The organism is Candidatus Paracaedibacter symbiosus (assembly GCF_000757605.1).
Taxonomy (GTDB): Bacteria; Pseudomonadota; Alphaproteobacteria; order Paracaedibacterales; family Paracaedibacteraceae; genus Paracaedibacter_A; species Paracaedibacter_A symbiosus.
In genome coordinates this window covers 681131-707929 of the sequence record NZ_JQAK01000001.1, presented here as the reverse complement: position 1 = coordinate 707929, position 26799 = coordinate 681131, and the positions used below count along the sequence as shown (strand labels likewise).

At 40.8% G+C, this 26799-nt stretch carries 19 protein-coding genes and 6 pseudogenes; 10 read left to right on the top strand and 15 right to left on the bottom strand.

The genetic code is table 11. The features are described from left to right. Positions 1-124: 124 nt before the first annotated feature. The 4 genes from IG80_RS0103290 to IG80_RS0103280 form a co-directional block, all read right to left on the bottom strand. Positions 125-1048, bottom strand: coding sequence for a ComEC/Rec2 family competence protein (locus tag IG80_RS0103290; protein ID WP_032112563.1), 924 nt, complete (start codon positions 1046-1048; stop codon positions 125-127). A gap of 28 nt (positions 1049-1076) precedes the next feature. After that, entirely contained in the window at positions 1077-1316 is a 240-nt protein-coding gene (locus tag IG80_RS16725; protein WP_420887379.1) for a hypothetical protein, read from the bottom strand. Positions 1317-1322: 6 nt separating this feature from the next. Continuing rightward, positions 1323-1502, bottom strand: a complete 180-nt coding sequence (locus IG80_RS15550) for a hypothetical protein (protein ID WP_032112562.1) — start codon at positions 1500-1502, stop codon at positions 1323-1325. A 76-nt stretch (positions 1503-1578) separates the two neighbouring features. Next, positions 1579-3057 (bottom strand): hypothetical protein, encoded by a 1479-nt coding sequence (locus IG80_RS0103280; protein WP_032112561.1) that lies wholly within the window; start codon positions 3055-3057, stop codon positions 1579-1581. 394 nt (positions 3058-3451) lie between these two features. Between IG80_RS0103280 and IG80_RS0103275 the strand changes: the two genes are divergently transcribed. Continuing rightward, complete coding sequence (locus IG80_RS0103275) at positions 3452-4054, top strand: F-box protein (protein WP_198027135.1); 603 nt, start codon at positions 3452-3454, stop codon at positions 4052-4054. Beyond that, entirely contained in the window at positions 4047-4787 is a 741-nt protein-coding gene (locus IG80_RS0103270; protein WP_032112559.1) for a leucine-rich repeat domain-containing protein, read from the top strand. The genes IG80_RS0103275 and IG80_RS0103270 overlap by 8 nt, the downstream gene beginning before the upstream one ends. 320 nt (positions 4788-5107) lie before the next feature. Here the strand turns inward: IG80_RS0103270 and IG80_RS0103265 are convergent, their stop codons facing one another. Then, entirely contained in the window at positions 5108-6802 is a 1695-nt protein-coding gene (locus IG80_RS0103265) for a hypothetical protein (RefSeq protein WP_032112558.1), read from the bottom strand. Positions 6803-7168: 366 nt separating this feature from the next. Between IG80_RS0103265 and IG80_RS16720 the strand changes: the two are divergent. Then, positions 7169-7408 (top strand): annotated as a pseudogene (locus tag IG80_RS16720) (leucine-rich repeat domain-containing protein); the annotation flags it as partial. A 430-nt stretch (positions 7409-7838) separates the two neighbouring features. On the opposite strand, the gene IG80_RS0103255 reads toward IG80_RS16720, so the two are convergent. The 4 genes and pseudogenes from IG80_RS0103255 to IG80_RS16140 form a co-directional block, all read right to left on the bottom strand. Further along, positions 7839-8717: a transposase gene (locus IG80_RS0103255; protein ID WP_232224313.1), complete on the bottom strand. Its 879-nt coding sequence runs from the start codon at positions 8715-8717 to the stop codon at positions 7839-7841. Between the two features lie 96 nt (positions 8718-8813). After that, a pseudogene (locus IG80_RS16715) lies at positions 8814-9080 on the bottom strand (transposase); the annotation flags it as partial. Between the two features lie 909 nt (positions 9081-9989). Then, the gene (locus IG80_RS0103250) at positions 9990-10706 is read right to left on the bottom strand and encodes a DUF72 domain-containing protein (RefSeq protein WP_032112556.1); all 717 of its coding nucleotides are present in this window, start codon (positions 10704-10706) and stop codon (positions 9990-9992) included. Positions 10707-11984: 1278 nt separating this feature from the next. After that, a partial coding sequence (locus IG80_RS16140) for a hypothetical protein (RefSeq protein WP_232224312.1) occupies positions 11985-12314 on the bottom strand: 330 nt, incomplete at its 3' end. Between the two features lie 246 nt (positions 12315-12560). Here IG80_RS16140 and IG80_RS0103240 point away from each other — a divergent pair. From IG80_RS0103240 to IG80_RS0103235, 3 genes and pseudogenes are all read left to right on the top strand, one after another. Continuing rightward, positions 12561-12803: pseudogene (locus IG80_RS0103240) on the top strand (IS5/IS1182 family transposase); the annotation flags it as partial. A 216-nt stretch (positions 12804-13019) separates the two neighbouring features. After that, positions 13020-13277, top strand: coding sequence for a transposase (locus tag IG80_RS16710; protein ID WP_084756105.1), 258 nt, complete (start codon positions 13020-13022; stop codon positions 13275-13277). Between the two features lie 290 nt (positions 13278-13567). Then, on the top strand, positions 13568-14170 hold the full coding sequence (locus tag IG80_RS0103235) for a cysteine hydrolase family protein (protein WP_032112554.1): 603 nt from the start codon (positions 13568-13570) through the stop codon (positions 14168-14170). 158 nt (positions 14171-14328) lie between these two features. Here the strand turns inward: IG80_RS0103235 and IG80_RS0103230 are convergent. The 6 genes and pseudogenes from IG80_RS0103230 to dnaA form a co-directional block, all read right to left on the bottom strand. Further along, positions 14329-14505, bottom strand: a pseudogene (locus IG80_RS0103230) (transposase); the annotation flags it as partial. 375 nt (positions 14506-14880) lie between these two features. Further along, the gene (locus IG80_RS0103225; RefSeq protein WP_052045946.1) at positions 14881-15606 is read right to left on the bottom strand and encodes a dienelactone hydrolase family protein; all 726 of its coding nucleotides are present in this window, start codon (positions 15604-15606) and stop codon (positions 14881-14883) included. 575 nt (positions 15607-16181) lie between these two features. Then, positions 16182-18618 (bottom strand): annotated as a pseudogene (gene gyrB, locus IG80_RS16640) (DNA topoisomerase (ATP-hydrolyzing) subunit B). Then, positions 18602-19768 (bottom strand): DNA replication/repair protein RecF, encoded by a 1167-nt coding sequence (recF, locus tag IG80_RS0103215; RefSeq protein ID WP_032112553.1) that lies wholly within the window; start codon positions 19766-19768, stop codon positions 18602-18604. The pseudogene gyrB and the gene recF overlap by 17 nt, the downstream one beginning before the upstream one ends. Before the next feature lie 114 nt (positions 19769-19882). Continuing rightward, positions 19883-21004 carry a DNA polymerase III subunit beta gene (dnaN, locus tag IG80_RS0103210; RefSeq protein ID WP_032112552.1) on the bottom strand — a complete coding sequence of 374 codons (1122 nt, stop codon included), beginning with the start codon at positions 21002-21004 and terminating at the stop codon, positions 19883-19885. Positions 21005-21009: 5 nt separating this feature from the next. Further along, positions 21010-22371: a chromosomal replication initiator protein DnaA gene (gene dnaA / locus IG80_RS0103205; RefSeq protein WP_032112551.1), complete on the bottom strand. Its 1362-nt coding sequence runs from the start codon at positions 22369-22371 to the stop codon at positions 21010-21012. Positions 22372-22657: 286 nt separating this feature from the next. On the opposite strand from dnaA, the pseudogene IG80_RS12330 reads away from it, so the two are divergent. The 4 genes and pseudogenes from IG80_RS12330 to IG80_RS0103190 all read left to right on the top strand — a co-directional run. Then, positions 22658-22956: pseudogene (locus IG80_RS12330) on the top strand (IS6 family transposase); the annotation flags it as partial. Next, entirely contained in the window at positions 22949-23128 is a 180-nt protein-coding gene (locus IG80_RS16705; RefSeq protein ID WP_156962104.1) for an SEL1-like repeat protein, read from the top strand. The pseudogene IG80_RS12330 and the gene IG80_RS16705, both read left to right, overlap by 8 nt. A 345-nt stretch (positions 23129-23473) precedes the next feature. Then, positions 23474-24754 (top strand): patatin-like phospholipase family protein, encoded by a 1281-nt coding sequence (locus IG80_RS0103195; protein ID WP_032112550.1) that lies wholly within the window; start codon positions 23474-23476, stop codon positions 24752-24754. Between the two features lies 1 nt (position 24755). Beyond that, positions 24756-26771 carry a tetratricopeptide repeat protein gene (locus tag IG80_RS0103190; RefSeq protein WP_084756097.1) on the top strand — a complete coding sequence of 672 codons (2016 nt, stop codon included), beginning with the start codon at positions 24756-24758 and terminating at the stop codon, positions 26769-26771. The last annotated feature ends 28 nt before the right edge of the window (positions 26772-26799 follow it).

The window sequence follows — 26799 nt, the reverse complement described above, 5'->3', positions numbered from 1 at the left end:
GCTTTTTTTATGCTTGTACTGCTTCCAGCTTCTTCTTCTTCACTTTCCTGTTTCTTTGCTTCCTGCTTGTGTGTCTTTGATTTTTTGTGGCTTTTGATGAGAGTTGGTTTAGCCTCTTCTTTTGCTATTTTTTTCTTTTTTCACGACTGCTTGATAAATTCTGAGAAGCTGATTTTTCTTCTTCCTCTTCCTCTTCTTTCTCTTCTTCTGGAGATTTGGTAGGAGCCTCTTCCTCAACTGCTTCCTTAATTTTTCCTTCTATTTGGGTAATCAGTTTGACTGTGCCGTTTATAAAAAGTTCTGTTGCAAGATCCCCGCTGTCATAAGTTAGAAAAATAGCATCTGTTGTATCTTCCTTATCCCTGTGTGTTCCTCTTTTCGTCCAAGAAATTTGATGGTTTGTTATATTTTTTTTAAGACTTGCCAAAGAGCGGAATGCTCTTAAAGCTTTTTTGTGGGGATGGCCATAGGTATGGCCCGCGCTGATCAGGATGTATTCAGGTTGTATCAATCCAAGCCATACATCATTGTTAGACCCTTCCGTATAAGCCCCATGATGAGCTAGAAGAAGAACTTGGGATCTTAGAAAACCAGGAGAATAAGTTACTTGGATTCTACTCGTAGTTATACCTGTTGCATCCCCTGGAAGAACTGTATGAGCATTCCCATAGGCTATTTTTAATACCAGGCTATCAGTGTTTGTTTCTTTTTCTTTCTCCTCTCTAGTCGTTGCATTTGTCAATCGGACTGTCCCTCCTGGTCCGCTGTCATGGGTAGGATTAACGGATAAGAAATAAAGCCTAAAATCATCATTGATGACTTCTAAAGCCTTTATAAACTCTGGGAAAGGGTGGGAAGTGTAGTCTTCGGATGTATACTTGCGTTCTCCCCAAGATGGATAAGGATTGTAGCTTTCAGGATGAATAGGCAGAATCTCCTCAAATGCCTTAATGGGCTCGTAACTGATAGCTGGGAAGTAAACTTGAGAGCCATTCTTAATATATCCATCTATCCATTTTTCAAAATTTCCATGAGATTTTATATACATCTCAGGTAAGCCCCCACAAATGATATAATTAAATAGTATCAATCTCTTGATTGAATAAGGATGGAAGCTTATTAATATGATCCGAATCAGGGTGAGTTAGGATAACTCCTTTGATGTGCATAGGCTTTTTTGCTTTCGGGCAACCAAAGTTGGTAAATCGTTTTTTGTTGAGAATTTCGTCCAGCGTAGGTAAGGGCTGGTCCGTTTTGTCTGTTTTTTTAGCTAGATGTTTAAATTCTTTCTGGGAAGAACCAGAGCCACAATCAATAACAAGCTATCCTTTCTTATTCTCTGTCTTGTGTGGGATCTCAATTGTGGCAAAGTTTCCTTGTCCCACATTATGAACGTGTATTGTTGCTTTGTCCGTTTGGCTGCTTGTTGAGCCCTGCTCCATAGCGAAAACAGATAAAGCAGTGAATATTGCGAGGAAAAAGGTAGGTAAAATAGCCATCATTAACCGTATAAAGAAAAAGCTCTTATGTACTTTGTAGATAAGAGCTTTTTCTTTATATGCAAGTGGCTACTTGCTTTTATTTTAGGAATGTCTTCTCTATGTGCTTATAGTAGCTGCCATAAGTGGCAGGCCCATAAGCCTTGATAAGGGCATTGTATTGTTCAGGAAAACCTCGAGCCATCATAAAACAATCAGGAGAACCCAGCTTTACTCCTTGTTCAATGGCCATTAGAGCTTGGGCTCGAAACTCTTGCTCATGCTCTTTATGGCCTTTTAAAGCATCAGGCACTAGAAGAGTCATACAGTATTTCGCCAGATAAGCCCACCCTTCCGGATCATTAGCTTTGCCTGCTGCCTCAAAATATCCCCTGGCTTGGTTAACCTTCTCTTCTGGCAAAGCCGCAAGTTCGTCATATTTTATTTTAGAGCCAAGAGTAAGAGGGGGGAAGCGCCCCCCTACTAGCTCTCCGCATTGAATATAACCATAAGTAACGCCATTTCTGCCGGCTTCTTCATAATATTCCATGGCTTCCTTAAGGCATCCTTTTTGTTCAAAATAAATTCCCTTTTCAATCAAAGCAGGATAATAAGCTAATTTCACAGCGTCTTGCAGATAGCTCAGCTTTCTTTCTTCATCTTTTACAAGATCAGCTGCTTTTATATAGGCGAGACCATATCCTTCCTCTTTAGTAGCCAGAGTGAGATATTCTTCTAAGGTTGGAGGGATGGGAAAATCGACTATATAACGATGCCTTACCTGAAGGGCAGCAAGCTTGTTCCGTGGGGTTTGGCCTTTTTCGAATAGCTCGTAAGCTTTAAAAGTATTAAAACCAAGGATAAAGATACCACCCTTACAACCATAAGCATAATTTTCTCCCAAGACATAGTAAGCATCTGGATGATCCTGGCATTGCTCTAATTCCTCTAGCGCATGCTTGTAACGGCTACGGAAATAGTCAGAATCTTCTTTCCTTTTCTCAGTAGACTCCAAAGACATCTCGTCTAAAGTACTTGTTAAGTAATATGTAGCTAAAGAATTATGGTACTTTGTGGCAATCGCCAACCCTGCAACAAAGTCATTTCTCTGAAGAAGATGCTTGGTATAGTATGAGTCAAGAAGTTTATTCAGATCGGGTGGGTAAAAGAGATGGCCACCAATTACTTCTTGATCATTTGCCTGACAAGGCCATTGGTAAAGGGTGAGAGAAAAAGGGGGCTGTACCCATTTGTTGCTTTCCTCCCTCACTTGATGCCAATGATCAGGTGTATATTTGTGATTTGTTGTAAGTTTTGTAAAAGTTGAATAGGCTTGTTCGATGCCTTTCTCGCTCGCATCTTTATAAGCCTTATGAATAGATAGGCATAGGTGGCTTAAGCGTGAACCAAGCTCCTCTGTAAAGTCTGTTGGTTCTGGAGAAGTAATTTTAATGAGCTTACAAGGGCCATTGGAAGTTGGCATCGATCTTTTTCTACCTTCTTGTAGTTCCATCGCTTTCACAGTTAAAGGAGACAGACAGCAGACAAGAATTAAAGTGGAAATAATGGGGCCAAGCATTTCTACCTCCCTTTATTATAATAATGCGAAGATACATGTGGCATTAATACAACAAAAAATCTAAAGTTAATACAACAAAATATCTAAAGCGAATAGGGTGAAAATTCTTCCTATATTCATGAGTTTTTCTAATATTGCAAAGCTTTTCTAAAAGGTTGGTTTGAAACTTATGCTAAAAATAAAAGGTAAATAAACCGCAGTAGAAAATTAGTAATTTATCCTTCTATTGATATAAGAAAGGATCAGAACCTGTCTGGGAAAAGATTAAACCAATTTAGCAAGCATAATTTTTACCATAGAGATGCGTACCATATTTTCAGAGTTGCCAGGGATAACTAGACAGCGTCAATGGGGCACGGGCGATAATAAAAAGCACTTTTTATATATTATTGAAATGAAGAATTACAATTACGCAAGAGAAAACGTTACGGGGAATAACTATAAGAAAATTAGGGGTTTATTGTTGCTAAGCGCCATAAATCTTTGTTGGCAGAGCACAGCTTTGGCTATGGATAATCCCAATCCTATGGGTAAAATAGCAGCCGACCTTGAAGATTGCGGCCAGCAAAGGCAACCGTTTCTAACGAGGCAAAGGGTAGAGGACGATACATCACCTGAGAGTCTAGCTGTAGGTGCTTTGGTGGTCGATCATGGAATACAACCATTGCTTGCCATAGAGTCCCCTAATAACCCCCCACGCTCTAACTTTGCTGAAAGTACCGTCCATACTACTGGAGATAACCCTTTTGAATGGCTTCCATTGGAAGTAAATTATCACATTTTTCAATTTTTAGATTCGAACTCTGCCAAACAAGCTGCATTGGTATCTCATGCTTTTAATAGTTTGGAAAATCTAACAAGAAGACATTTAAGGGTTAAGGATTCCATCACAGCTGAGAAGCTCATAGAATTTGTAACGAAGTACCCACACCTGACATCGCTGGATCTGGGGGGGGTGCCGACAGATCAAGGATGCAGCCCTCATCAAGGTGGCTGAGAGTTGCCCGAACCTGACTTCACTGGATCTGTCGGGGTGTCGAAAGATCGCGGATGCAGCCATCATCAAGGTGGCTGAGAAGTGTAAGAACCTTACCAAGCTGGATCTATGGGGGTGTCGAAAGATCAAGGATGCAGCCATCATCAAGGTGGCTGAGAAGTGTAAGAACCTTACCAAGCTGGATCTATGGGGGTGTCGAGAGATCAAGGATGCAGCCCTCATCAAGGTGGCTGAGAGTTACCCGAACCTGACCTCACTGACTCTGTCGGCGTGGCCACAGATCAAGGATGCAACCCTCATCAAGGTGGCTGAGAAGTGTACGAACCTGACCTCACTGACTCTGGAGGGGTGTTGGCAGATCAAGGATGCAGCCCTCATCAAGTTGGCTGAGAGTTGCTCGAACCTCACCTCGCTGAATCTGCGGGGGTGTGAAAAGATCACGGATACAGCCATCATCAAGTTGGCTGAGAGTTGCTCGAATTTGGCATCACTGAATCTGCGGGGGTGCGGCAAGATCACGGATGCAGCCATCATCAAGTTGGCTGAGAGTTGCTCGAACCTCACCTCGCTAAATCTGCGGGAGTGTGAAAAGATCACGGATGCAGCCATCATCAAGTTGGCTGAGAGTTGCTCGAACCTCACCTCGCTGAATCTGCGAGAGTGTGAAAAGATCACGCATGCAGCCCTCATCAAGGTGGCGCAGATGTGTCCTCATCTTAAAATCTATCGATAAGGCACTTAAAGCGTGGGGACATGCATATCCCCACGCTTTATTCTTGATAGGTGACAACGGCATTTGAAAATATTTAATTCAATTGATTTTGGAGAGATAGAGGGTTGGCCGGTATAAGAAGAAAGCTTCAGATCAACGACTCGCCTTCAATGCTGCCAAGGCCATCTGGCTAGAGACGGCTCTACACCTTCTTTCTATCTAAATTCCGCATTCCCTACCCTGAAGCTAGTCCTTATTACTTAACTTAATGGTACCCTAAAAACTGCTAAACTGCTTAATAAAATATTAGGCTCTTTTACTAGGTAACTTTTACACGTACTTTATTTTTCTCCCCCAATGACCTTATCTAAAAACATAAAAAACGTATTGGCTGAGTTACTTTGATCTTCTATAACCCCTAAAGAGCCAGGGCTAATAATATCATTCACTAATTTTCGAGCATGCTCGTTACCAGCTTCAGCACGTGCAAGAAGATCCTGAAAGCGTTCTTCTCCGGATCGTTTCTCCTGGCCCAAGTATCCGCAGCAAATAGCATTACTCAGACACTCATGAGCATCTTGGTAATCAGCTTCAGCATATTTGACAAGAGCCTGAAAACGCTCTTCTCCAGGTCGGTCTTTTTGGCCTAATGAGCCAAAGAAAATAGCTTCACACACCCGTGCCTGAGCATCTTGGTAACCAGCTTGTGCATATTTGACAAGATCCTGAAAGCGCTCTTCTCCGGATCGTTTTTCCTGGCCTAAGTATCCATAGCAAATAGCTGTCATCATACGCACCTGAGCATCTTGGTAACCAGCTTGAGCATATCTGACAAGATCCTGAAAACGCTCATCTCCGGATCTTTCTCCTTGATCCAAGACACCCCAGGAAATAGCCATAATTAGCGATATTTGAGCATTTTGGTAACCAGCTTCAGCATATTTGACAAGCTCCTTGAAGCGTTCTTCCCCAGGTCGTTTCTCTTGGCCCACGAGACCCCAATAAATAGCATCAAACATCCGCTCCTGAGCATAAGGGTAACCAGCTTCAGCATATTTAACAAGCTCCTTGAAGCGTTCTTCCTCAGGTCGTTTCTCTTGGCCCAAGACACCCCAGTAAATAGCATCAAACATCCGCTCCTGAGCATTTTGGTAACCAGCTTCAGCATATCTGACTAATTCTTGAAAACGTTCTTTCCCAGGTCGTTTTTCTTGATCCAAAAAGCCATAGCAGATAGCTTCACACACCCATGCCTGAGCATATTGGTAACCAGCTTGAGCATATTTGATAAGATCCTGAAAGCGTTCTTCTTCAGATCGTTTTTCTTGACCCAGTAAACCATGGTAAATAGCATCAAACATCCTCTCCTGAGCACATTGGTAGCCAACTTCAGCATATTTGGCAAGCTCCTGAAAGCGTTCTTCCTGAGGTCGTTCACTTTGACCCAACTTGCCATCATGAATAGCGTAACAAATTGCCTCTATTGCGCTCAAGAATCTTTCTTGGGCCGCTTTCTGGTAATAGTCCCAAGCTAAGTCGTTATTACCTGCTATTTCTTCTAACTGGCCTTTAAGATAATTTGCTTTTCTCTGGCTGAAGGTTTGATCGATCAAACCAATAATTTTTTGATCTTTATTAAGCTCTTTTCTCTTTTCAAAAGTGGATGGCAATCGAAGATATTTTATTAAAAAATAAAGATGCTTGTCTGACAGGAGATCTTCTTGGTAGGACTCAAACAGTACATTTGGATATTCTGGGAAATCTTCTTTTACTACCTCACGCCATATGTCATTTGTGATCCTCATCCCTTGCGATGTTTGATCTAAACTAAGTAAGGTCTTTGCATCACATTGAGGTAAAATGTGATGAAATAATACTTCCTCAGGTATTTCATGGAGTGAACCACGGGATTGTCTTAATTGCTCAGCCCTTTCAAGATATGGGAGATTCTCGTTTTCACCCCCATGGGACGCTGATAAACAGGTTATTGTAGGTCCAGCAAGCATTAATACTGGGAAGAAAAGTTTAGCTATCATTTAAATTTTCCCCATCCCACATATCATTACAGCTATGTTAAGCATACGTTTTTTAAAGCTTGGTATGTCCCCTATCTACAAAACTAAGTTTATTTTGCTAAAAATTAGTTAAATTTTTTATACTTAGACTCACATCCTAACCGCTTTTGTTCCCTTGCGTTCCAGGCAAAAAAGTAGCCATCTTACAATACAATGCAGCTTATTTACATTCAACGCTCGGCTATACCCCACCAAATACTTTTGAACATAGATTTTTAACACAAAACAAATGGCAGGAGACTTCTTTAAAATTTGCTTGCTAAACTGGGGGCATTACAAGCCTACCTGAGAAAATTGGTAATCTAAGTAGCCTTAACGAGCTTAAAAAAACTCATTCTACGACATAACCCGCTGAGAAGTTTGCCTAGAGAGCTTGGTAGGCTAACTAATCTAAAAAAGCTTAATATTAATAATACTAACAATGAGGAACTGCAGTTTCTTCCAAATGAGTTAAATGAGTTAGGCGAACTGATTAACTTACGAGTGCTTTTGTTAAAAGAGAACTTAATTCGATTTTTACCTGAAAACTTCTCTCAATTAAACAAGCTTGAGGAAATTACTATTTAGAAAACAACTCTTAATGCAAGTAACAATGAGTTAATAGAATGGCTTAAAGCTAAGTGCAAAAAACAATTATTTGTTTTCTAAAAACATTTTTTTCGATATAGCCCATATTCTAGCCTACGAGCATACGAAAAACCCTTTTTTACCTGTTTTCATACAGCCATTCAATACGACTATGTTTTTCGTATGGTTTTAGAGCATTTTCAAGCACTTTCAAGTTTGTTGATCCATACTGACGAAAAACACTTGGGGCTGTTGAAAAAGCCTAACAATATTAGGTTAAATTTACAAAATATTATATCTACGATGTGTATAGGGGTTTTATAGATATGCCTTTTCCCAAAAATGTATTGAATCGACTAAATATTGGGTTTTAGGGTAAGAACGGGCAAGAAAATAAATTATGAATTACTTGCTTTCTATTTTGTGGGATTTAAGTTATGGCTTGTATTCTCTTGATATTTAGGGCAATTGCTGTCATGAGTGCCTGGATCTGAACTTTCTCGAGTCTTCTGTATTTTGCCTGGCTTAAGCCATGAAGGGTTTTAGCTTCGGCAATTATCCCCTCCATTTTCCACATTCTTTCTTGGAGTTTCTTCAGGAATGCTGGATGCTTCATGTTTTCGGTTACCCGAGCATAAAGCTCTTGGAAAACGCTTCTTAGAACATATCTTTTTCCGCTCTTTTTTACGATTTTAGCCTTGCATTTTTTTGTCTTTGCGCAAGCACGGCATTCTTTAGTCGGAGCACTATATCTCTTAAGGCCTTTATCGACATGAGAAGAAGGAAACAGAGTAATTTGATTAACACACCGAAATACGTCTCTATCAGCATTATAGAGGAATCCTTCACTTACCTTAGGAGAAGCACTACCACTTCGGCTGCTAAACCAGGGGATGTAAGGCTTAATTTGTTCTCCAATAAGCTGATTCAGGATTTCTGCAGACCCATAAGCTCTATCTGCGACAACTTCTTTAAAAAGAATGTTATAAGTTTTTAAAATGTGATGTAAACGTTCAATATAAGGCTGCGACTCATGTACAGATCCTGGCGTAACATAGCAATCAATAATGATACGTTTATAATCATCAATAGAATGATGAACTTTATACTTTAAAGTATGAGCTGTTCCTTTTTTATGAGCAAGGCGAGCATCGGGATCCGTTTTACTGATGTGAGTAGAATTATTAATCTTGCGAGGAGGTGGGGGACAAAGACCTGTATTTTGTTGTATGCTGACCTTTTTTTGAGGAAGGAGGGGAACAAGGGAATCCAAGGAAGCATTTGCCTTAATTGGCGTGCTATCTGTCATCAAACAATCGCCTTTGATTAAACCTAATTTTTGGCAAAGCACTACAACATAATGGAAAAATTTATGAAAGATGCTTTGGCCAAACCTATCCCGGATTCGTGTCAAAGAAGAATGATGAGGGATACGATCATCTAAATTTAATCGACAAAACCATCTATAAGCTAGATTATAACGTATCTCTTCACATAATTTACGATCAGATGAAATTCTGTATAGATAGCCAACCAAAAGCATTCTAAAATAAACTTCAGGGTCAATTGATGGTCGCCCGTTGCTTAAGCAATAGGTTGTTGAGGTAATCTTTTTGATAAATGACAAGTCAATTAGTCTATCTATACGTCTTAGAAGGTGAGAATTAGGAATTAAGGATTCTGGAGAAATATAACTAAAAAGGGAAGGCTGATAAAGTGGGATCCTTGCATTTGTAATGGTTCCAAATCTTATTATTATTAGTTGATTTATACCATAAATTTGATTATAAATCAGCTACTTAAGTGATTAACAACGTGTGGTTGAGGAGTGAAAGATATCTAAGCAATCACTCTACCTATCAATAAGGCTTTTTCAACAGCCCTAGGCGTTTTTCGTATTTTCCCCCTTATCGCACAGAACTTTTTCAGAGTGCCGAATAATGTTGCCCAATTAGTGCCATTTATTCTGGCGCATCACCCCATTGAAAAACAACTCAACAAGGTTGAGTTAGCGAACCGATTTACGAAGGCAGTGGCTGTAGGAGATCCTCCGTATTGAAGATCACCCAACCCAACAGAAGGCACTTATCGCAGCAATTTCAACACATTCTGTCATGTCTTGGGCCCACATTAATATGCTTAAAGAATATGATTTTTCTGATGAGAAACTTGCCGATTCCTTTAATATACGCCCCCCAAAACTACGAGCTTAAGATATCATTAAAATGGAGGGAGTAAAATCACTCACCAATCAATGTATCTAAGGCTATTGTTAAATTCAGGTGGTGATTTGCGTACCTATATGAGATTTAACCCAAAGATTTTAAAAGGTCTTTGCTCTCGGCGAGGCTTATGCCCAAATTGTCAATGCTTATTGGATCTGATCAGCTTTGTTATGTCAATTATCTTCGAGATCTGATCATCATTAAATATAACAATTTGCAATTTGAATTCTATCATTTGCCCCCACGGTAACAAGCCAGGGCCCGCCTTGGCTGAGAATTCTAACATATTTCAAATCTCGATTTGTACAGGCTCAACATATACTATTAGAAGCAGAATGAGTTATATTACTAGTTTTTTAGCTAAAATATTGTTTTAGTGTTAGGGCGTTAATAGGCGCATAGCCATGCGAAGTATTATTAAAATAAATCCAGATATGTTTTGCTTTTGTTTGTTTAATTCTTGTTGCCCATGAATGCAGCTCCTTCTCTGTATAGGAAGCCTTATACCAGGGAAGGCCATGAAACCGCAAATAAACATTATCATTAAGGCTAAGCACTTCATCTGGCAGCCCTGGAGCACTAACGCTGCAGAAGATAATATTGTGTTTAAGGAGAGCTTCATATACCTCTGTATTCCACCAACTTGGGTGGCGAAACTCTAAGACGTTTAAATATTTTTTATCGAGGCTACTTAAGATATCTTGGAGGTATGCGGGATTATAAATAAAGCTTGGTGGCAGCTGGAAAAGGAAAATTTCTATCTTCTCTTGTAAGAGAGATCCAAGTCGATAAAATTCTTGAAGTTGAGACTCAGCATTTTGAAAGCGCCTAAAATGTGTAATTAATCGATTAGCTTTTAAAGAATAGCTAAACCCTTTTGGGGCTTGAGTGTACCACTTATTAATGGCATTAATTGTAGGAAAACGATAAAAGGTGTTGTTAATTTCTACACTATTAAAATGATGGGCGTAAAAAGAGAACCATTCCTGGTATGGTAAGTTTGTGGGATAGAATAGGCCTTTCCAACAAGGATATATCCAACCAGAACAACCAACTCTTACCCTTACATTCATGTTCTATTCCTATCAAATAGAGGATGTACTAAACATAAGTAAGTTTAAGAAAAAGTGTAAAGTGAATAACAAAATATATTTAGCAAAACATCTATTATCCTAGACAGGCTTTGAAGAAAATATCCTTGAGTAGAGCATGTGACGCTCCCTCTAAAAGAGATAAACAATAGGCACGATAAAAACTTTTGTGTCAGAGGTGGCTCTTCGAATCTTATTCTCTAAAAAATTTCTTGTCTGCATTGGGATAGCAGACAAGATTGAAAAACACGGGATGCGGGTTTAAATATTTTAAGAATCAGCTAAATCATAGGCTAAAGAAAAAATTGTCAATTTTTCATTACTAGGCACGGGCTGCCATAGTTGATCAAGAGTCCCACAGATACAAGTTCCTACATCATGGGGAGCTAACTTTTTTCTAATTTCTTTATCACATCTATCTCCATCTGAATGAGGAGCCAAAATGTTTATGCCTCTGTCTAAAAAGGTGCTTTTAATATGCTGTTGAAGGTAGGCTAGCTTAGGAGAAGCCAGAGCAATTTTGTTCATAGCCGCTCCTATATCTGAGAATGAGGGATTTGTATAAGGTGTCATAATAAGGGCTCTCAAGGTAAGGCGCCTTATATCTCGCCCTACCTTCTCTAACAGCCGATCTTCAGATTCCTGTTCTTTATAAGCCTCTAGCTTCGTTTGAAATCCATATGCTAAAAGATCATAAACTGCCCCTGTAAAAACTTGGGAAAGAGAGTGTACTTCGCACTCAACATTATTAATATTAATTTTGTTGTATGCATTCCGTAACCCTTCCCTTTGGCCTATTGCTTCTCCAAATTCTTCGGCAATAGCAGGAAGAAATGATTTTTGATAAAGATTTCCCTTTGTTAAATTCAAAAGATCGTGGCGAAGAGTAGGTTGATCAAGAATAGTGAACATAGCTGTTAAATCGCCAAATGACTCATGAATGGCGCCTGTTTGTGGCCTCCACGAATTGTTATAATCTGGCCGAAGATTGTCTAAAGCTGCATGCCCTGTCTCATGCGCAACAATATCAAAAGAGCGGCAGGTGTAGATTCTCTTTCCTTCCATTCTATTATTTTGAAATGAAAAGAAATGTAATTCTCCTCCCTTTTCACCCCGTCTATAAAAAGCATTCGCTTCATCAGGAGCATCATGAGGAAAAATAGCTATGGCCTTTTTATTTTTCCATGTTTGATAAGCTCTGCTAAAAGAAGAACTAGTTCTTTTATAAATATTTTCATAAAAATAACTCATATCCCGGTNATACATTGCCATAACCAAGCTAGCGACGCCAAAAGTATGAACAGAATCAAATTGTTTAGAATAACTTCTAGGTAAAAAGTTACCATTTTTATCTTTTGGAACTATATCTTCCCGAGAAGCAATATAAAAATTTCTATCCTGTGGTCCATCAGCTACTTCATGAGGAAGAGAAATTGTCATTTCCTTCCCATTTAAAGTACGTTCATCTTGTTTGAAGATACGCATTAAGGAGCGTTGCCCAGGCTCGGCATAATCATTCTTCTCCATTGCTTGGGCAGCAAAAGGACAATAATTTAAAAGCAGAATTGCCCCTAAAGCTAATTTTTTCATAATTTATATTCCTTTTTATATTTTTTGATAGCCATTACCGTATAGTAACAGGCAAGACCATACTTCTAAGATCTGCCGCCATCTATCGCGTAAATTAACTTACGAGGAGTACTTAAGTAGATTTTCCGTAGATTTATAGGTAGTGGTGCATTAGGTGCCAGAAAAAGGACAATCGAGAGGCAGTGATGCTTGTATGTTGACAAGAACCTTGTAGGCTCATCACTTGCAGGATTGGGGCGGTCATTGAAGCGTGCCTTAAAAAGACGTAACGCCATTGAATCTCACATTGGTCACATGAAAAGTGACGGAAAGTTGGGCAGAAACTATCTGAAAGGTGAAATCGGTGATACCTTGAATGCCCTCTTAGTAGTCGTCGGGCATAACTTGCGGCTTCTCCTCAACTATCTGAGGGAGTTTTTTGCCTTCCTCGTGCTGTTATTCATGACGAGGCCCACGATAGGGATTATCAAAAAAGAGGGGTTCATTTAATGAACGCTTACTTCAGGATCGACTATGTTAGATTTTTGTAAAACAGGTGAACAAGGGGGTAGGGTTCTTCTCTACATCCAAACAATCTGAAGAGTCGAAGTGGGGCAGAAACGAGCATCTTCAGGTTGCTTGGGGATAAAAGGGACGCTAATGATTCATCATTACTGGGAGATTCGGCACCGTCCATCTCATTATCATTGCTAATGCTAAACTTAAATCTCTACAAACATAGTTGATGACGGTGTCAATAAAATCTATCCGACCATTGCTGCTATCTGGGAACGAAATTGGCAGGAAATTATACCGTTTCTAGATTTTCCAGACTATATCCGTAAGGCTACATATACCACCAATGCTATTGGAGTGGCCAATCGCCAAATCAGAAAGGTCATTAAAACAAAAGGAGCTTTTCCCAATGATCAGGCAGTGTACAAACTTGTTTATTTAACCTTGCAAAACGCCATGAAAAGATGAACTATGCCTATTAAAGAATGGAAACTCGCCTTAAACCAGTTTGCCATCCTTTATGCAGAAAGGCTCTAGATTTATGACCTTTCGGAAGCATTTACACAAATTATCTGACAGCCTCCGGCCAAGAAGGAGACACCAAAATTTACACTAAATATTTACCAATAATACTACTTGCTTTACTTTTTTATATAACCGGATACCTTAATATATGCGCACAAGAATTAACTATCCCAACGATACGTCTAAGTTATTTTCAGCTTGATGAAAGAGGTAACTACGAACTTAAAAATGGCATGCCTTATGAGAGCACTAATGAAGACCATTTAGTTAAAACAACTTTCGCTGTATCTAATAGTGCTTTTATTGTGATGGATCCATGGGATAACTTGCCTTCGAAGTTCCTCAATGAACATTTTGGCAAAGTTATGAATCAATTTTTATTACCTCTCATTGAGAAAGCCGCGGAGAAAAAATTCCAAGTATATGTGTTTACAAATAATTGCAAAAAATGTACCTCTCCGTACTCATGTGGAGTACATGAAAAAATTGAAGAGTTATTAAAAAAACACTCTAACCTGCATATACTATATTGGGATGAATTTAAAAAAGATGAATTCGTCTCATCGCTAAAAGAAAAGAGGATATCTCAACTTATCTATACTGGTTTTGCTTCGAATCTATGTGTTATAGGGAGACCTTCTGGAATAATAGCCATGAAGAATGAAGGGTTTAAAACCTTTTTTGTTCCACAAGCATCGGCAGCATTGGAAACAAAACATACATGGAAAAAAGGTAAAATCCATAAATATACAACTACAATCTTAGCTCAAGGGCTAGCGGGGATAATAAATCTTAAAGATCTTGATGAAGCTCTAGAAAAGTTAAAAACTGATTAGGAAACCTAGTGTAATGGAATGGACTCCTCGGCTTAAAGACGGCATGATAAACGTGTCTTTATAACCCGAGCAGGAAGCGTCAAGTTAACGTAGGCAAAAAAGCTTGAGAGTGTTAGATATGGGAAAAAGGTTTAAAGGGTTGAAGTGGTCTTCCCCACCAATTCCTTCAAACGAGAAATCATGGAAGCGTCCATTCCTCCATATCTTGCACGCCATTTGTAGAATGTAGCACGGCTCATTCCATGCTCTCGGCATAAAGTAGGTACGGGAATCCCAGATTCTGCTTCTTTCAGAATTTCCATGAGTTGGCTGTCGCTATGTCGGTTTTGTTTCATTGTAAAATCTCCTCTTTCTTTTTATGAGAATTTTCTACTTTAAAATACCTCTTTTTTTAGGGAGGATTACCATACCTTGAATGCCCTCTTAGTAGCCGTCGGGCATAACTTGTGGCTTCTCTTCAACTATCTGAGGGAGTTTTTTGCCTTCCTCGTGCTGTTATTCATGACGAGGCCCACGATAGGGATTATCAAAAAAGAGGGGTTCATTTAATGAACGCTTACTTCAGGATCGACTATGTTAGATTTTTGTAAAACAGGTGAACAAGGGGGTAGGGTTTTTCTCTACATCCAAACAATCTGAAGAGTCGAAGCGGGGCAGAAACGAGTATCTTCAGGTTGCTTGGGGATAAAAGGGACGCTAATGATTCATCATTACTGGGAGATTTCTTCCAAAAATCCATTGACCAATTTAGTGGTGCGTTGGTCCAGTAGCGGGTTGTAAACCACACCGATAGTTTCGTCATTGTGTCCCGGTTTGGTAAACCCGTGAAGACCTTGGCCAAAAATCATCATTTGCCAATCAGTGACCGACTGTTTCATTTCCTCCTGAAACTCAGCCACTTGTTGCGGGAGAACCATAGGATCTTTATAGCCATGCAAGGCGATGACTTTTGCAGTATAGGTTTCAGGAAGGGGATAATCAGGCTTGGCTAAAATTCCATGAATTGTAATGCCTGCTTTTAAACCCATGTTGGTGCGTACCATGTCCAGGACACACAACCCGCCAAAGCAATAACCAATGGCATTAATATTACTTGGATCAACACGACTGTCCTTTTGGACAAAATCCATCACCTGTTGAAGCCTTTCTTTTAATAGCTTTCGATCAGTGACAAATGGATGAATCAGGCTTTGACATTCTTCGCGCGTTTTGCCAATTTTAGCATCCCCAAAAAGATCCACAGCTATGCTCAAAAAGCCTTGGCTGGCAAAATAGCTTGCTTTATCGCATACAAATGAATCCCGACCAGACCAAGTATGAAGTACAAGAATGGTAGGTAGAGACTGTTCCTCAAATTCCTCTGGAAAAGCGTAGAGTAACTCTAAAGTGTCATTTCCTGCTGGAACTTTTATATTCTGCGTTTTGACGTGTGCCATGCTCATACTCCCTTAGTGTTACCTCTTTATGTTACCTGTTTATATGTACTCATTATGGCTGAACCTACGAATTTCTCCCTATCAATCGAGGGACTCAATTTTATATTGGTACTCCCTCCTTAAAGAGGGCCACCGAGGAGCGTCACGTCAACATAAAAGATGCCGCTTATCTCGATGATATAAATTTGCATTTTCAGTCATATTGATCACATATTAAGTTTAGCCGAAAAATTGACATTTTCTACGCTGATTTTTGGCAATCTTTAACCCCTTTAAAATATCTTAAGTAGTTTTGGCTATTTGGATTTTTTAAAAGGTTAAGAATTTGACGTAAGCATGCAGTATGAAATGTTAGTTTTTCCACTCAAATGATTACAAGACAAGTTTGATACGGGAATAGGGAAGAAACGAAGTTTTTTCTTTTATTAAAACTCTCGCCTTGCCATTTGCTTTGATATACATTTCTGAAAAGATTATTGACAAGAAAAACGATGCAAACTTCGGCCCGCTATGAAGCCACTCTAAGGTGGCAACTAGCGGTAAAGTCTTTTACAGCTTTGCAAAGCCCACAGAATCTAAGCGTCGAGGTTGACAACTTTCAAGGCGTTGCTTTGAATAAAGTCACGACGCGGTTCCACAATATCTCCCATTAAAGTTGAGAAGATTTGTTCAGCTTCCTCCAAATGGTCAAGTTTAACTTGCAGTAATGTTCTTGCTTCGGGGTCCAAAGTTGTTTCCCAAAGTTGATCGGGGTTCATTTCACCCAGTCCCTTAAAGCGACTGATAGTAATACCGCGACGGCCAACCTCAAGCATCGCATCACCCAGTTCAGTTGGTCCGGTGATAATTTGATAAGTGTTTTTAGAAGTAAAGGTACCCGCTTGTTCAAAGAATTCATGAATTTCCGATTGAAGACTAAGTAAATTACGGATTTCATGAGATCTAAATGTCCCTTCATCTAGTTTCCAAGATTCAAAAACCCCCCCCATGGATTTTTTAAAGACAATGTCGGATCCTTGACGTTCAATTTCCCACGAAGGTTTGTAGCCTGGTTTGTCTTGAAGTTTGGCAAGTGACATCTGAGTAAGCTTATCGACTAAGGCACTCAAGTCTTTTTGAGGGTCGTTAAATAAACCATAAAACAAGCATTGTTCTAAGATTTGCGGATTATTAAATCGCCGTGTTAATCCTATAAAATTGTGCCGTGTTTTTAAAATGATATCAGCAAACTTACGGAGAGATGGTCCGGAGAAAACGGTGCCATTGTGGGCGGTGAATTTGCCTTCATCAGCCGCTGCATCCAACAAATAACTGTCCATGGCGCGTTCATCTTTGAGATAAACCTCAGACTGACCACGCTTGACCTTGTAAAGAGGTGGCTGCGCGATATAAAGGTACCCCCGCTCAATTAAAGGGCGCATTTGACGATAGAAGAAGGTTAACAGCAATGTGCGGATGTGGCTGCCGTCAACGTCTGCGTCAGTCATGATAATGATTTTTTGGTAACGCGCTTTGTCGGGATTAAAATCTTCTGGGCCAATACCGGTGCCAAGGGCAGTAATCATCGTCCCAATTTCAGCGGACCCCAACATTTTGTCAAAGCGGGCCCGCTCCACGTTCAAAATTTTACCTTTGATTGGCAAAATTGCCTGGAAATGACGGTTACGTGCTTGCTTAGCTGATCCACCGGCGGAGTCTCCTTCAACAATTAAAGACTTCACTTTTTGCAGGATCTCGTTCTTGGCAGTCGGCAAGCTTCCCTGGAAGAGAAGCAAGATCCAAGACTCCTTTACGGCGTGTGAGTTCGCGGGCTTTTCTAGCAGCTTCTCTTGCCGCAGCAGCTTCAATGACTTTGCCAATAATAATTTTTGCTTCAGCTGGGTTTTCTTCAAACCATTGGTCCAAAATTTCGCTCACCGCGTTTTCCACAGCCGGGCGCACTTCAGAGGAAACCAATTTATCCTTCGTTTGGGAAGAAAATTTGGGGTCTGGCACTTTGACGGAGAGTACACAAGTCAGACCTTCACGCGCATCTTCCCCACTGACGGTGACTTTTTCTTTTTTTCCAAAAGGGCTGTTAGTCATGTAGTTACCAATGGTTCGAGTCAGTGCGCCTCTAAAACCAGCTAAGTGGGTTCCCCCATCGCGTTGCGGGATGTTGTTGGTGAAGCAAAGTGTATTTTCGTGATAGCTGTCAGTCCATTCCATCGCCACTTCCACAGTGACTTTATCTTTGACGGTAACGACGGTGATTGGCTTTGATTGAATCACGTTTTTGGAGCGGTTAAGATATTTAACGAATTCTGTCAACCCACCTTCATAGTGAAGCTGAATTTCGTAGGGTTCTTCTTCCCGTTCATCTCTGAAAATAATGTTGACGCCGGAATTCAGAAACGCAAGTTCCCGTAATCGATGTTCAATCGTGGCGCGGTCAAATTCCGTAATGGCAAAGGTTTCTTTGGAAGGCAAAAATCGGACTTGTGTCCCTGTGCGACCTTCTGCATCGCCAATCACTTCTAGTGGACTTTCAGGCACCCCATGATTGAAACGCAAGAAATGCTTCTTTCCATTGCGCCAGATAGTGAGTTCTAAAACTTCGGACAACGCATTGACCACAGAAACACCAACACCGTGCAAACCACCGGAAACCTTATAAGAGTTTTGGTCGAATTTACCACCAGCGTGTAATTGCGTCATGATCACTTCAGCAGCAGAGACGCCTTCTTCATGATGGATATCTGTTGGGATGCCACGACCGTTGTCACGAACGGTGACGGAATTGTCCTCATTAATAGTGATCTCAATGCGGTCACAATAGCCGCCAAGCGCTTCGTCGATAGCGTTGTCGACAACTTCATAAACCATGTGGTGTAACCCGCTGCCATCATCCGTGTCGCCAATATACATGCCGGGACGTTTACGGACAGCATCGAGGCCTTTGAGAACCTTAATCGAATCGGCAGTGTAGTCAGTTTCTGGAGTGAATTCCGGTTTGTTAGCTGTCATTGTCATCATAACCATCGTATAGTGTTGTGTTCTTAATTCTAATGTACTGGGCGCTTTGCTTTAAGTATACAAAATCGCTGAGCGATGTACCAGTCATCCACGTTTGTAATTTAGCACCTTTTTCTACCATCTGGCAAAGCTCTTGAAACAAATAATGCCGATAATGACTATCTAAATGCGCAATGACGTCATCCAGCAGCAATAATGTCACACGATTGCTTTGTTCCATCTGCACTTTTGTAAAAGCAAGCGTGAGCGCAATCAATAGCATTTTTTGCTCCCCCGTTGAGCAAAGTTCAGCTGGGATTTGTTTGCCTAAGTGCTTGACAAATAAATCACTTCGGTGCGGACCAAAGACAGAGCCCCCCGTGTGAGCATCTTGAGTTCGGTTGTTGGCAAAGGCCAGCCGTAGTTTTTCTTCAGCCGCCACGGCTGTCATGTGGCGACACCACTCTTCAACCTCGCCTCGCATCTGGGCAAAAAATCGCGGAAAAGGAGAGGCTGAATCGGTTGGCTGATGCTCTGTCACATTGCGAACGACTTCCGCTCGCGCATGGACAATCGCAATTCCATCTTCAGCCAAATTTTTCTCCAGTGACGCAAGCCAAGTAGAATCGCCACGCCCTTCCCGAAGGAGAGTACTGCGTTCACGCAAATAATGTTCATATCGATGCAGGCGGTTGGTATGCGTAGGGTCGAAAGCGTACGCCATGCGATCAACAAATTTGCGGCGAATGCTCCCGCTTTCTTGAAATAACCGGGCCATGGCGGGGACAATCCAAATCACGTTGAGATGTTCGGCAAAGTCAGCCTGACTGCGCACAATATTACCATTAATTTTGAGGCGGCGTTTTTCGCTTCCCGAACTCGTATATTCTAATCCTGTGCCAAGAATGGTGTCAAAACCATCTTCTTTGAGATTGGCTGCAACGGTCCAGCAAGGCAGGGGAGTTATATCAAAGGTCGTCATTTGTGAGAGCTTGCTTGACCGTAACCCTTTCCCAGGACTGAGAAGAGAAAGAGCCTCTAAGATATTGGTTTTGCCAACCCCATTGTCACCAATAATCACTATTAAGGACGCGCGAAGCTCCAACTGCAACTGCGCGTAGTTGCGAAAGGCTGAAAATTGGAGACTTGAAATTCCTGCAGTGAGCATTTAAATAAGTTCGTTAGGTTTGGAGGATTATTGCTGTTGTATCATCTCCGCTGCTCGGGTCAAGCTCAAGGGCGGTGATGACAAAAATAGCTAATTCCCCTAGCGACACAGAGCCTAAACCCGCATCGGCATTAAGACAAACATAGAGTCATTATCGTTCATCCCGCGGATAAGGGCAGGGGAAGAACCATCTGAGAGCATAATTTGTGCCTCATCATCCCCAATTTGTTGCGCGATATCAAGAAGATAGCGTGCGTTGAAGCCAATCTCAACGGAATCATCTGAAGCATATTCAACAGGGATTTCTTCAACCGCACTGCCTAATTCATGGCTGGCCGCAGAAAGGGTAATCGTGTTGTTGCCAACATGCATTTTAATAACCCGTAGTTTGTCTGTGGCCACCGTAGCCACACGGTCAACAGCAGCGGCAAAGGATTTGGCATCAAGAATGATTTGTTTATCGTTACCTGTTGGAATAGCTTGCTCGTAATCAGGATAAGATCCATCAATCAAGCGGGAGCTTAACGTGGCATTAGGCAAGACAAACTCAATGCGGGTGGGGGAGAGGCGCAAAGTGACGTTACCATCGATTTCATCAAGCAACTTGCGCACTTCTGTGACTGTTTTTCGGCCAACGATAATGCCTGGGATTTCTTCAGCACCTACAGGAATTACCGCCTCGATACAAGCAAGACGGTGGGCATCAGTGGCAACAGAACGTAAGATTTTGCGATCTCCAGTACCATGCACGTGCAGATAAATTCCATTCAAATAATAGCGAGTATCTTCACTCGACATGGCAAATTTAGCGCGGTCAATCAACCGTTTGAGTGTTGTGATTTCGAGTTGAAACTCGTGGGGTAACTCACCTTGAGTTAGCTGCGGGAATTGATCCACAGGGAGGCTAGAGAGATTAAACTTAGACCGTCCAGCTTTTAAGGTTAATTGACCATTTTCTGGGTTAAGAGATAAGTCAACGCTTAGGCCATCAGGAAGCTTGCGGACAATATCAAACAACATATGCGCTGAAACAGTAATTGCTCCTGGCTCATGGATTTCTGCTGGAATCATTTCTTGCAGCGCAATATCCATATCTGTTGTTGACAGGGTTAATCCCGTGTCAGTCGTTTGCAATAAAACATGGCTCAAGATTGGAATTGTGGTACGGCGTTCCACAACGCTTTGGCCATGGGACAGCGCTTTTAGAAAAACGGCACGATCAATTGTTAATTTCATTCCGGTTATACCTCCAAAGTTCGGCGTAGGATTTCTATGTCTTCAGCGAATTCTTTATCCTGAGAAAAAAGTTCTTCAACTTTTTTGACCGCATGAATAACGGTTGTGTGATCACGACCACCAAATTTGCGGCCAATTTCAGGTAAAGATCGTGTGGTGAGAATTTTTGATAAATACATGGCAATCTGTCGTGGACGCGCCACATTTTGTGACCGGCGAGCTGATTGCATATCTGAGGTTTTAATGCTGTAGTATTCGGCAACACGTTTTTGAATATCTTCAATGGTGACCCGGCGATCATTTGCCTTGAGAAGATCGCGCAAGACTTCTTGTGTCATTTCAAGAGTGATTTCCCGTCCAACAAGCGTGGAGTGCGCAATAATACGGTTAAGCGCTCCTTCGAGCTCACGGATGTTTGAGGCAATTTTATAGGCCAAAAACTCCATCACATCCTTAGGAATGGCTGTGTGGAGAGACTCAGCTTTTGCCTGCAAAATCCCAAGGCGCAGCTCATAAGTGGTTGGATGGATGTCAGCAACTAAACCCCAACCCAGGCGAGATTTGAGGCGCTCTTCCATGCCTTGGAGGTCAGAAGGAGATTTATCGGCGGAGACAATCAATTGCCGATTACGGTCAACCAACGCATTGAATGTATGGAAAAATTCTTCTTGAGTTGTATCTTTCCCGCTGATGAACTGAACGTCGTCGATCATCAATACATCGACGGAGCGAAACTGTTCCTTAAATGCAACCGTGTCCTTAAAACGCAAGGCGCGAATGAATTGATACATGAACTTTTCAGCGGAGAGATAGATAACGCGGCGATCTGGATGGCACTTTTTAATATGCCAAGCAATGGCGTGCATCAAATGAGTTTTACCAAGACCGACTCCCCCATAAAGGAACAGCGGATTAAACTGAACGGTTTTTGATTCTGCAACGCGCAACGCTGCGGCATAGGCGAGTTCGTTTGGTTTACCAACCACAAAATTTTCAAAGGTAAAACGGCTATCCAGGGCGGATTCCACAAAGTTTGGGCCTTCCGTCTCATTTCCGTTTTGCACCACAATGGTAGTGGGTGTTGCTTGTGGTTTGGTAAGTGAGGGTGCCGATTGAGTTTGCTTAACAATGATTTCAATAGTGTCAACTGCTGGATTCACATCCTGCCAAAGATCCCGAATTTTATCACCATAATTGGTGACAATCCAATCGCGCATAAATTTTGTTGCCGCCCCAAGTTGCACTAACCCTTCATTATAACTGACAAGAACAAGGGGGCTAAACCAATTTTTAAAGGTGGCCTCGCCGTATTCATTTTTTAAGTGTTGGCATATGGTTTCCCATTCTTGTTGAGCAGTGCTAAACATAGAACTTTGCCGTATTAATGCCTCCACTTGATCCGAATCCTATTTTTGCAGTTGATATAGATGAAGATGATTGTAGCCAGGTTTTTTGATAAAACAAAAGGGGCCAATCACCATGTAATTTAGTTCTACACAAAAAACGGGCGTTGAGATAGAAAAAAAACGCTTGTGGCATTGAAAATAAATAAATATTTTTCTTGCAAATGGAAAACCTCTATTTACGGATCTATTGCAAATTTAGAATGTGATGATAGTGTAAAGTCAATTAAGTATGTATCAGAGCATATCTATGAGACCTAAAGAGTTTCGATATCGTCATTTTGTACCCGAAGTTATCCTCCAATGCTTACGCTGGTACCTACGCTACCCCATTAGTTACCGCTAACTAGAAGAAATGGTTTGTGAACGCGGTTATAGAAATTGACCATACAACGATCTACCGTTGGATTCAGCATTATGCTCCTGAGTTTGAGAAAAGAATACGTTGGTACGCTAGGCCTTTAGCTTGGTCGCTCAGAGTTGATGAAACCTATATTAAAGTCAAAGGCCAGTGGAAGTATTTATATCGGGCTGTTGATAAATATGGGTCAAGTCCAATCTTCACTTCCTTTCTAAATGCAACAGAGCCGTCGAATGGTATAAGAAAGCTGCAGGGCAGGGCGACACTTTAGCCCAATTCTTTCTTGGGACAATGTATGAGCAAGGACGGGCTGGATTGCCTCAAGAAGAGCAGGCTGAACAACAAGCAACTGCTGAGTAGATAGGAGTTAAAAGTTAAATTCCCTCTTTCCCCTACGATGGTTAATTTTTTCAAATACTGGCATTACTATGAGAAAGCTTTCCAGGTAAAGTTCAGCATCAGCGTTTGTGTCCAAAAAATAGTTTTTAAAACCTTGATTAACCTGCTAAAGGCCCTCAACAAGTTCAACATCACTTCCAACTACCCTCTATTTCAAACTTTATAATTATACTTAAAAAATCCTTATTTTTAAACAATTAATCTAGATCCAGGTTAATAAATATTTGATTTTAAATAATAAATGTAATCTTCATTCATGATATAAAAAAGAGGTAAGTTAAAATAAAATATTAAAGGAGGTGTTCCATGGTGTTTCATCATCAAACAGCTAACCTACTTAAAAAGATTGTTAACTCGTGCCGCACCCTTATCATTCCTATGATTCTATTTTCTCTATCTGCTGGAGCCATGGAGAAAGATGAAAACATACTTCATACTGCTGATCTGCGGGTGACTCAGGAACAGTTATTAGAAGGACAAATCAGCCGAATAGAAGTACCTTACATAAATTCTCATGTTTCTGACATTTTAGAAGAAGATGACGCCCAGTTTGTTCCTCCAGAAGAACAAAGAGACCAATTTTTACGAGATGAAAATCTAGTTCTTGATCATACAACAAAACAGTCTTTCACTGATACAGGCTTAGATGAAGTTTTTGGCTTAGCTATGGATGGCGGGGGAATGCGAGGCTATATGGCAGCTCGTTATCTGGTATTTCTTAGAGATTTATTAGAGGAATCAGGTTACAATATTCCCCTTTCTAAAGTGTTTGATTGTGTGGGAGGAACGTCAATCGGGGGGATTTTGTCCTTAGGTGTGGGAGCTGATCTTGCCCCTGATAAACTAGTTGAAATCTTCCTTGAACATGGAGAACGTATATTTCCCACAAAAGGTCAGTGGAAAGCAAGATTAATGAATTTGGGAGGCTTGATTGGATGCAGATTTTCACCCGAACCTCTTAAAGGACTTCTCCAAGAACAATTGGGGTTAGAGACGACATTAGGAGATACTAGTACAAATGTTGTTGTGACAGCCTGTACAACCAAAGGACAGCCCAAACTATTCAAAAGCTTTTCTAAAGAAGATAAAGATCATGAACTATGGAAAATAGGTCTATGCACCTCTGCGGCCCCCACTTACTTCCCTACTTATAAACTAACTGAGCAAGATGCTTATGTGGATGGGGGAATGTGGTGTAATAATCCTGCGCTCCACGTGATGATTAATATGGCCAAGGAGCTACACGGCGGCACCTTTTCTCCTTCCAATTTGCACATTCTCTCTTTAGGGACTGGAGACACGTCTTTGCAAACTCTTTTAGGTAATAACGTAGGCATTACAAGCGCAGGTACTCTCATTGACGTTCTGATGACAAGCAATAGTCAAGGAACTCATGAGATGATGGATAGTTTATTGGGTAGAACTTATTACCGAGTCAACCCTTTATTGGGACGGGCAATTAATCTAGCTGACGTAAGCCGAGACACAATTGATGTTTTAGGGAGATTTGCTGATCACCATTCTCAAAAAGATATAATTAGGGCTTTTGCTGAAGAATATGTGAGGATTAATAGGACTCGGATGTGATATGTTATGCTTCCGTCTTATCTGGTTAAGTAGTTTCTTCTGTCCATGGCTAGTAGGGATAACTTCCCTGCAAGCCATGGATAATCCTGAGGTACATGATTTACGACAGGGACAAGGTCCTGAGTATATTGAGAAAATAGAAACTCTCGTGACAGGCACCTCAACACTTAAATATACATTTTGCTATCAACCATCTCAAAAAAGAGAATCTTCTTTTTCTCAAGAAAATTCCCAATCTAATGAACAGCCTAAAATTACTTATAAAAAGGAAGAAGATTTAGCAACAGGATCCACAGAAGAGGAAGACTCCCATTACTCATCAGCATTTGATACGCGCTATAAAGTGCAGAATCCCTCCCAGTGGCCCCATAGTGTCCATGGCCATCTCCTCATGCGATTTGAAGACCGTATCAGTAAAGGCAAAAGCATTATTAGTGTTGGTTCTGGCATCCTCGGTGGTCCAAATCATGTGTTAACAGCAGGTCATAACCTTTATAATTCAACAAAAAAGCAATGGGCCAGTGAAGTTTGGTTTAGCCCAGGCAGAAAGGGAGATAGTTTTCCTTTTGGCTGTCATAAAGCCGCTCTTTTGCTTTGCTCTCAAGAATGGATAAGTAATTCTAGAGAGAAGGATAACTATGATTTTGGCATGGTCATTTTAGACCAAGTAGTTGGTCAAGAAACAGGACAATCAGGATTGCTTTGCACTCCCAATGCCTATCTTCAGAACCAGCAAATTATAGTCACTGGTTATCCCGGTGATAAGGGAAGCAAAGATTATTATTCTACCCAAATGTGGGAAAAAGAGAGCCGCATTAAAGAAGGTGAAATGGCATCTGAAATAATAGAATATAGCATCCCGACATCTCTCGGACAGAGTGGAGGAGCCATTTGGGGCAGATTTAATCTTACCAGATCAGAAAATCAAAGCTTTTATACTATCGGCATTCATACTGAGGGTGACCCCAGCGGTGTGAAAAACAAAGGTATTCGTCTTACAGAAGATAAGTTTGACCGTATTGTAAAGTGGATAAATAGCTATCATTTAAATGAATCTATGCCGCCTACACTATGGAATGAAGGGAATAATTATTATCAACAAGGCAAATATGAAGAAGCGTTTGATTGTTTTCAAAAAGCACACAAAGAGGTAGAAGAAAAGGGTAAGTATATACCAGATCATATCCTATTAAAATTAGCGGATTGTTATTGGAAAGGAAAGGGAACGGAGAAAAACTACCTGGAAGCATTTAAGCTATATACACAAGTAGAAAACCCTAAAAACTCTCCTAAAATATTATTTCGGATGGGAAGGTATTTTCTTGAAGGGTTAGGAGGACGTAAAGAGGTCTTTAAGGGCTTAGATTCTCTTGAAGAGGCAGTAAAACAAAATAGTATTGATGCCATCAGATATCTTTACCGCTTTTACTCTAAACCAGGACTCACTCAGGACCCGGCAAAAGCAGAAGAGTATCGCCAACTTGCTCAGGGACTTGGAAAATCAATGCCAGACCTTCACTCTCCAGAAACACCCAATGTCAGACCTTGGAAAAGAGTGACGGATGAAGAACCACTCAACAACTTATATATTGCTCCAACTATGGAAGGATTCATTGAAAGCTTTCCTGAAGGATCACAAAAAAGCTATTTGACACTATTATGGGAGCAGCTACAGGAGTATCAAAGTACTACTCTTACAAATGCGTCCCATAAAGCTTCAATAGCTGGCATGGGAGGAATTGGAAAAACTTCGCTGGCCTTACAATACGCTCATGAAGCTTGCCAACATAAAGCGTACCAATTAATTTACTGGTTGCCTTCTGAAACAGAAGAAGGTCTTTACGAAACCTTTAAGGATCTTTTTGATGACCTTAAGGTCCCTTTTGAGCTTCATTCAACTCTTATTAATCTTATTAATAACAAGGATCTTAAGAAAAAACTCTCGCATAAGAAACCTTACTTACTCATTTATGATAACGTTCCTAATCCACCTTTTTTAAATAAAAAATACCAGTAGGAGGACATGTCCTTATCACTTCACGCTG

Bases quoted from the DNA above. Each gene is read 5' to 3' on its own strand.
- IG80_RS0103225 (WP_052045946.1), bottom strand. From the start codon at position 15,606: ATGGCACACGTCAAAACGCAGAATATAAAAGTTCCAGCAGGAAATGAC.
- IG80_RS0103190 (WP_084756097.1), top strand. From the start codon at position 24,756: ATGTTATGCTTCCGTCTTATCTGGTTAAGTAGTTTCTTCTGTCCATGG.
- IG80_RS0103235 (WP_032112554.1), top strand. From the start codon at position 13,568: ATGCCTTATGAGAGCACTAATGAAGACCATTTAGTTAAAACAACTTTC.
- IG80_RS0103195 (WP_032112550.1), top strand. From the start codon at position 23,474: ATGGTGTTTCATCATCAAACAGCTAACCTACTTAAAAAGATTGTTAAC.
- IG80_RS0103280 (WP_032112561.1), bottom strand. From the start codon at position 3,057: ATGCTTGGCCCCATTATTTCCACTTTAATTCTTGTCTGCTGTCTGTCT.
- dnaA (WP_032112551.1), bottom strand. From the start codon at position 22,371: ATGTTTAGCACTGCTCAACAAGAATGGGAAACCATATGCCAACACTTA.
- recF (WP_032112553.1), bottom strand. From the start codon at position 19,768: ATGCTCACTGCAGGAATTTCAAGTCTCCAATTTTCAGCCTTTCGCAAC.
- IG80_RS0103255 (WP_232224313.1), bottom strand. From the start codon at position 8,717: ATGACAGATAGCACGCCAATTAAGGCAAATGCTTCCTTGGATTCCCTT.
- dnaN (WP_032112552.1), bottom strand. From the start codon at position 21,004: ATGAAATTAACAATTGATCGTGCCGTTTTTCTAAAAGCGCTGTCCCAT.
- IG80_RS0103275 (WP_198027135.1), top strand. From the start codon at position 3,452: ATGAAGAATTACAATTACGCAAGAGAAAACGTTACGGGGAATAACTAT.
- IG80_RS15550 (WP_032112562.1), bottom strand. From the start codon at position 1,502: ATGATGGCTATTTTACCTACCTTTTTCCTCGCAATATTCACTGCTTTA.
- IG80_RS0103265 (WP_032112558.1), bottom strand. From the start codon at position 6,802: ATGATAGCTAAACTTTTCTTCCCAGTATTAATGCTTGCTGGACCTACA.
- IG80_RS0103290 (WP_032112563.1), bottom strand. From the start codon at position 1,048: ATGTATATAAAATCTCATGGAAATTTTGAAAAATGGATAGATGGATAT.
- IG80_RS0103250 (WP_032112556.1), bottom strand. From the start codon at position 10,706: ATGAATGTAAGGGTAAGAGTTGGTTGTTCTGGTTGGATATATCCTTGT.